The 7,842-nt window shown below is 45.0% G+C and carries 4 protein-coding genes and 1 pseudogene; all 5 read left to right on the top strand.

All coding sequences use genetic code 11. From position 1 onward, the window contains the following. Positions 1 to 5,748: PAS domain S-box protein (locus tag DP117_RS32715; RefSeq protein WP_169222330.1), on the top strand; the 5,748-nt coding region annotated here is incomplete at its 5' end. Between the two features lie 12 nt (positions 5,749 to 5,760). After that, the gene (locus DP117_RS32710) at positions 5,761 to 6,390 is read left to right on the top strand and encodes a response regulator transcription factor (protein ID WP_169222329.1); all 630 of its coding nucleotides are present in this window, start codon (positions 5,761 to 5,763) and stop codon (positions 6,388 to 6,390) included. A 202-nt stretch (positions 6,391 to 6,592) separates the two neighbouring features. Beyond that, on the top strand, positions 6,593 to 7,150 hold the full coding sequence (locus DP117_RS32705; RefSeq protein WP_169222328.1) for a DsbA family protein: 558 nt from the start codon (positions 6,593 to 6,595) through the stop codon (positions 7,148 to 7,150). A 202-nt stretch (positions 7,151 to 7,352) separates the two neighbouring features. Beyond that, positions 7,353 to 7,535 carry a hypothetical protein gene (locus tag DP117_RS32700; RefSeq protein ID WP_169222327.1) on the top strand — a complete coding sequence of 61 codons (183 nt, stop codon included), beginning with the start codon at positions 7,353 to 7,355 and terminating at the stop codon, positions 7,533 to 7,535. Beyond that, positions 7,532 to 7,789 (top strand): annotated as a pseudogene (locus tag DP117_RS36760) (oxidoreductase); the annotation flags it as partial. The gene DP117_RS32700 and the pseudogene DP117_RS36760, both read left to right, overlap by 4 nt. Positions 7,790 to 7,842: the final 53 nt, after the last annotated feature.

Genomic DNA, 7,842 nt, shown 5'->3' with positions numbered 1-7,842 from the left:
AGCTTAGAGCTTTTCTTAGTGCCATTCCGCTTTAATCGAATCTTTCAAAATTTTGTGCGGGTGTTTTGTTCAAAAGAACATCCCCTGGTGATCTTCTTAGACGATTTACAATGGTGCGACTCCGCGACGCTGAAGTTAATCGAGTTAATATTGCTCGACGAGCAAACCCAATATCTATTTTTGATTGGAGCCTACCGAGACTCGGAAGTGCATCCAACGCATCCACTAGTATTAACGCTCTTAGAACTACGAAACCAAGGGGCAGTACTTCAGGAGATTACCTTAGCACCCTTAACGCTCGAACCCTTGAGTCAACTGATTGCCGAGACGCTAGGTCGCAATATTGACACCGTTCGTTCTTTAGCCCAATTAGTGTTACGTAAAACCGAAGGCAACCCTTTCTTTGTCGGTGAATTTTTGCGAATGCTGTATAGCGAAAATCTGTTAATCTTTAATGCGAAACAGTTAAGCTGGCAGTGGGATATTGCTCAAATTCAAGCCCAAAATATTACCGATAATGTGGTGGAGTTGCTGCTGATCCAGTTGAAGAAATTGCCAAATGAAACACGGCGAATTCTTCGTTTAGCCGCTTGTGTTGGAGCTGAATTTGATTTAGAAACGTTAGCGATCATTTGTGATCGCTCACCTCAAGCGATTTTCCAGGGTTTACTAGCAGCAATACAAGCTGAATTAATTCAACCTTTATCTGAATTAGACGAAAACTTGTTAGTTCAAGACTACAAGTTTCTGCACGATCGCGTTCAGCAAGCTGCTTATGCTTTGATTGATGAATCGCAGAAACAGGTTGTTCATCTCCAAATCGGTCGCAATTTGCTCGAAAAAACTTCACCAGAGCAACGCTCCGATAGGCTGTTTGAAATCATCGATCATCTCAATCAAGGACTTGAGCTAGTCACTGCCCGATCAGAACGAACTGAAATTGCCAGATTGAATTTAATGGCAGGTCAGAAAGCAAAGGCAGCAACGGCTTATGAAGCAGCTTTTAAGTATTTCACTACAGGGCTTAAACTCCTCAATTCAGAGAGTTGGCAGAGTGAGTATGACCTTACCTTAGCACTGTACTCAGAAGCAGCAGAAGCAGCATATCTTCATGGTTGCTTTGATGAGATGGAACAGTTGGTAGAAGTGGTACTCGATCACGCTAAGACAGTGGTTGACAAAGTGCAGGCTTACGATAGCAGAATTCAAAGATATTTGTCACAGGGCAACCTGAAAGAAGCACTTAAAATTGGATTGGAAGTGTTGAAGCTCCTGGAAGTAAACTTATTAGAAACTCCAAGTCAGTTAGATGTTCAAAAAGAATTGGAGTCAACGGCTGCACTATTAACTGGACGAGAAATCGAAGACTTAATTAATTTACCAAAGATGACCGCACCAGAACCGCTGGCAGCAATGTATATCCTGGCGAATATCATGGGTGCTGCATTTACGGTGTCATCAGCACTGATGATGCTGATTGCTTGCAAAATGGTGAATTTATCAATCAACTACGGCAATGCTACCTGGTCACCACTGAGTTATGCTGCCTACGGATCTATTCTATGTGGAGTTGTTCAAGATATTGAACTCGGTTATAGATTTGGCAAATTTGCTCTAAGCTTGGCAGAACGATTGAATACCAAAAAAGGAAATGCTAAAGCATTAATGTTTCCGAGTGCCCATATCATGCACTGGAAGGTACATCTTAGGAAAGTAATACCATTTCTGGTTGATGCTTATCAAAACGGAGTAGAAACCGGAGACTTTGAATTCGCTGGCTATGCTTTATATCATGCATGTTATCGCTCGTTTTTTGTTGGTGAGGAACTCACCCAATTGGAACAAAAAACGGCAACCTACAGCAAAGCGATCAGACAAATCAGACGAGAAAATCCCTTGAATTGGATTGCAGTGTTGTGGCAAACAGTTCTTAATCTGTTAGGTAGGTCTGAGAACCCAAGCCGTTTAATTGGTAATGTATATGATGAAGAGCAAACGCTATCGCACGCTATTGCAGTTAAAGACGGAACTGGAATTCACTACTTTTATTTAAACAAAGTCATATTGTGTTATCTATTTGGGGAGTATCAGCAAGCTGCACAAACTGCTGTTTTAGCCAAGCAGTATTTAGGAGGGGTAACAGCAATAACGGGTGTACCTATATTCTATTTCTACAATTCTCTAGTGCTTTTGAGCCTGTTTGTTGAGGCTTCGAGCGCTGAAAAAGAGGCTTGGCTAAGTTGTGTGAGCAGCAACCAAGAAAAGATGCAAAAATGGGCAGAACACGCCCCGATGAATTATCTACATAAATTTCATCTGGTCGAAGCAGAGAAAGCGCGAGTCTCAGGGCAATTCTTTGAGGCTGAGGAGTTTTATGAACGGGCGATCGCAGGTGCTGCTGAAAATGAGTATATCCAGGAAGAAGCATTAGCTTATGAATTAGCGGCTAAACACTATCTAGCGCGAGGTCGAGAAAAAATTGCTCAAACTTATATGAAAGAGGCGCACTATTGCTACGATCGCTGGGGCGCAACCGCTAAAGTTAAAGACTTAGAAAAACGCTATCCACAGTTCTTTTCTCAGTCGTCTAGAGCCGCTTCCACATCAATTCCTATTACTGCTGAAACTATCACTAATCCCTTCCATACCGCTTTCGATTTAGCAGCAGTGATGAAAGCTTCACAGGCGATTTCTCGTGAAATTGAACTGAAGCAATTGCTGCGATCGCTGATGCAAACTTTAATTGAGAATGCTGGCGCACAAACCGGATATCTGATTTTAGAAAACTCAGGAGAATGGTCGATTGAAGCGGCTTGTGAACTCAATACCGATGAGAATGCTTGTGCGACTCAGGTGTTACAGTCTATTCCAATTGCCGATCGATTGCCAGAATCAATCATTCAATATGTGATTCGGACTCTGAAGCCTGTCACCTTAAATGATGCGACTCGTGAAGGTGCTTTTATTAATGAGCCATACATTCAACAGAACCAGCCTCAATCTATTTTCTGTTTGCCGCTGCTGAATCAAGCCAAGCTGGTCGGTGTATTGTATTTAGAAAATCGGTTAGCAGCTGGAGTATTTACACCAGAGCGATCGCAGGTCTTGCAGCTATTATCGACTCAAGCAGCGATCGCCATCGAAAATGCCAACCTTTACTCAGAACTGCGGGCTAAGGAAAGCAAGATCACCCAGTTCCTCGAAGCGATTCCGGTGGGAATTGCGATCGTGGATGCGGCGGGTCGCCCTTACTATACCAACCAATGCGGCAATCAACTCACGGGCAAAGAAACTAATACTTCCATAGCACCGGAGCAGATCTCAGAGGCTTATCAGCTTTATGTAGCGGGAACGGATCAAATCTATCCAGCGGAGAGCTTGCCTATTGTGCGGGCATTAAGGGGCGAACGCATCAGGACTGAAGATATAGAAATTCGTCGAGATCGTGTCTCAATTCTACTTGAGGCACGGGGAACACCAGTTTTTGATCGACAGGGCAATATTACTTATGCGATCGCTACCTTTCAGGACATTACAGAGCGCAAACAAGCCGAGAAACTCCTAGCCGACTACAACTGCACTTTAGAGCAACAGGTCGCAGAACGAACTGCTGCGTTACGGCAAAGTGAGGCCAATTACCGTAACCTGATTCAAACTGCGAATTCAATCATCCTTCGCACGGATAGGCAAGGACGAATTCGATACATGAATGACTATGGACTGAGCTTTTTTGGTTATGAGGAAGATCAGATTTTAGGGCGTACCCTACTGGAAACAATCGTTCCAGAAGCCGAAACATCTGGACGCGATCTCAAGCAGTTTGTTTACAATCTGTTTCACAATCTTGAAACTTCCTTGCCTCAAGCTTACTTGCAAACCGAGAATGAAAACCTTTGTCGAGACGGTAGACGGGTTTGGATTGCTTGGTCGAATCAAGCCATCTTCAATGAACAGGGAGAGGTCGTTGAAATCTTATCGGTGGGCAATGATACCACCCAGCGTAGACAAGCAGAAGAGGCATTACAACGCAGTGAAGCTAAGTTCCGCAATATTTTTGAAAACTCACAGGTTGGCATCTTCCGCACCCGCCTCTCGGATGGATTACTTCTCGATGCCAATCAACGCTATGCCAATCTGCTTGGCTTTGATTCATCAGAGGAGATGATTGGGCTTGAACACGCCACGGACTACTATGTAAATCCCAGCGATCGCCAACAATTCCTTGAGGTGCTGAAGCGGGATCGGGAAGTGCGAAGCTATGAAGCACAGGGGCGAAAACGAGATGGGACAGTGTTTTGGGGACTTTTCTCTGCTTATCTGAATGCAGACGATGACTACATTGAAGGGGTGATTGCGGATATTAGCGATCGCAAGCAAGCAGAAGCCGCTCTACAAACGAGTGAAGAACGACTACGCTTAGCATTAACCGCTTCAAATCAAGGACTCTACGATTTCGATTTAAAGACTGAAGAAAGAATTGTTAACCCGGAATACGCTTTAATGCTGGGCTACGATCCAGCAACATTCCACGAAACCATTCCTGAATGGATTGCTCGTTTGCATCCTGATGACAGAGAATCAGTTGTCGCAACCTACCATGCTTGTATTACTGGAGAAATCCCCAACTTTCAAGTAGAGTATCGCCGTCGTACCCAGGACGGTCAGTGGAAATGGATTCGTTCTGTCGGCAAAATTGTTACCTGGAATGAATCCGGTGAACCCATCCGAGCGTTGGGAGTTATTACGGATATCGACGATTGCAAACAGGCAGAAGCAGCCTTACAAGCCTCAGAGTCAAAACTACGGACTCTAATTGAGGCAATTCCCGATCCATTGTTTGTACTGTCTGCTGAAGGGCGATTCCTTGAAATAATCGTACAGGAGCCAAATCTGCTATGGCAACCCTTTGAGGAGATGATTGGTAAAACCATGCATCAACTCGGAGAGGAACAAGCCGATGAATTTCTAAGTTATATTCAGCAGGTGCTAAGAACCCAACAAATCCTTACAGTCGAGTACAGTGCGTTTCTAAATGGACGAGAAGCCTGGTTTTCAGCTCGCATTGCTCCAATCAGTCACGATCAGGTGATTTGGCTGTCGCGAGATATTACGGCGTTGAAGCAAGCAGAAGCCGCGTCAATTTTGGATGAACGCAACCGCATGGCACGCGAGATTCACGACACACTTGCTCAGGCGTTTACGGGCATTCTGGCTCAGGTGGGAGCTGCAAAACAGGTGCTAACGGATGATGTAGAAGCAACTCAGGCACACCTGGATCTGATCAAAGAATTGGCGCGGACTGGACTGACTGAAGCGCGGCGATCGGTCGTTGCGCTCCGTCCTCAGCTTTTGGAGGAAGGCAGTCTACAGAGCGCTCTACATCGTCTCATCGCTCAAATCAGAACTGCCGCAATGGATGTCAGTCTATATTATGAGATTGAGGGTGCAGTGTATTCTCTACCCACTGAAGTCGAGAATAACTTACTACGGATTGGGCAGGAAGCATTAACTAATGCGATTAGATACGCCAATGCTGACGAAATTCGAGTGGAGCTAGTCTACGATCGCCACCAGTTTTGCTTGCGCGTGAGAGACAATGGACAGGGCTTTGGAGTTGGAAGTATTTCAGCCTCTGAGGGTTTTGGCTTACTCGGCATGAGCGAACGGGCAGAGCGCATCGGCGCACAACTAACGATTAGGAGTCAACCTGGACAAGGAACAGAAATTATTGTCACCGTCAACCCTTGAGTGAGCATTACAATGAGCCAAGCTACGACCATTCGGGTTCTGATTGCGGACGATCACGCCATTTTTCGGCAAGGATTAGCCACGATTATTAACCGTGACCCAGATATGCAAGTGATTGCCCAAGCCGAAAATGGGGAACAGGCGATCGCCGCCTTTCGGGAACACCAACCAGATGTAACGCTAATGGATCTGCGAATGCCTGAAGTGGAAGGAGTTGCCGCCATCGGTGCAATTTGTGCTACTGCTAAATCTGCTCGGATTATTGTACTGACCACGTATGATAGTGACGAAGATATTTATCGGGGATTGCAGGCAGGCGCAAAAGGATATCTGTTGAAAGAAACTGAACCGGACGAGCTTCTGAATGCGATTCGTACCGTTCATCGGGGTCAGAAATATATTCCGCCTGATGTGGGAGCAAAGTTGGTACAGCGCCTCAGCAATCCAGAACTGAGTGAAAGAGAACTAGAAGTACTCCGCTCACTGGCGCAGGGGATGAGTAATGCCGATATTGCGGCTGCTTTGAGTATCAGTGAAGGCACAGTTAAATCTCATGTCAATCGGATTTTGAATAAGTTAGATGTCAGCGATCGTACCCAAGCTGTGATTGTTGCCGTTAAGCGCGGCATTGTAAGTTTGTAGGATGTACTTTCGATCAAATTCGGATTCTAACTTAAGTTAGAGCCTACCTTCTATCTTAAGAAGGAGCGGCTGCTCCATCAAATTACAGCCTAAAAATGTTAACTCACTGTAGACGACAACTAAAACCCAATTGCTTATATTGAATTCATGTGGATTGAGCAAGTGAATCGCAAGGTTCCATGCTTGATACAGATGTAGAAAGATGATCGACGACCATAGTTCCAGTTCTTTAGTTGTGCCAGCTTCAACCCAAGATCACAGTCAAGGTGTGCTAAGTGCCGCCGTGGTATTAGTGATGTATGGGGATTATCAATGTCCTAGAAGTGCAGCCGTTTACAAGCTGATTAAAATCATTCGGCAAGAGCTTACGGTTTCTTTTGGAGAGGATTATTTATGTTTTATCTTCCGCCATTTTCCACAGATCCAGATTCATCCCCAGGCACAACGGACAGCCCAAGCAGCCGAAGCCGCCGCCGCCCAAGGAAAGTTTTGGTTAATGAGCGATACTTTATTTGACCATCAACAAAGGTTGGAGAACGGTTATCTTGTCGAGTACGCCAATGATTTAGGGCTTGACATTCCTCAATTTCTCAAAGAGTTGTCTAAACAAGTGCATGTCGATCGCATCAATGAAGATATCGAAGGCGGAATAGAGAGTGGAGTAACGACTGCCCCAGCCCTGTTTATCAATGGAATTCGGTATACCGAGCGCTGGAACACGACGGAGTTGATGGCTGCCATGATTGCTGCAAGTCATTAAGTTCCCCGATCTTTGCTCTCAATTCATATCTGACTTGCCTGTAAGTGCTGTAAGCTATCAAATTTTGATAGCTAGATTTTGCCTGTTTCGCTGAACAAAATTACCGCTTTTTGAACCATGCCAAAAATTACCATGCCAACAACTGAATTCTTTCGTATTGATTTAGTCAATTACAAATCAGTATTTCATTGAGGATAATTCTATGCCGCATTTATTAGTACAAGGCAAGAATAATTCTGGGCATGAAGGTACACCTCAGACTGGTTCTCTTCGCGACTCCTCAGTTAATCATGCCCTGATTGCGATCGCTCAAGAAGTCACTGAGTTGCTGAGACAAACTTACCCGATACAAACTGACGAAATTGAAACAGGAGAAACAGAATGATACTGCAAGATAAAGTGGCGTTAGTCACTAGCGGAACTTCAGGAATTGGTCGTGCAACCGCGTTAGCGTACCCCTACGGGGAAGCAAGCTACGCGTAGCGTTCCGTTGGCGCAGCCTCTCGTAGAGAAGGAAAGCTTAACGAAGTTACCGCATTTGGTGCTGCTGGAGCAAAGGTAGTATTCTCAGGCAGACGCGATGCAGAAGGTGAAAAAACTGCCAAACTGATTCGTGAAACAGGCGCTGAATGCTTATACTGAACTTCCCCCGGTGCAAATGTACTAAATAGTCTGAAAAAGCTTGTATAGAG

Origin of the sequence: Brasilonema sp. UFV-L1 (assembly GCF_012912105.1) — a bacterium.
Lineage (GTDB): Bacteria > Cyanobacteriota > Cyanobacteriia > Cyanobacteriales > Nostocaceae > Brasilonema.
The sequence above is the reverse complement of the archived record's forward strand: the minus strand, read 5'-3'. Positions and strand labels throughout refer to the sequence as shown.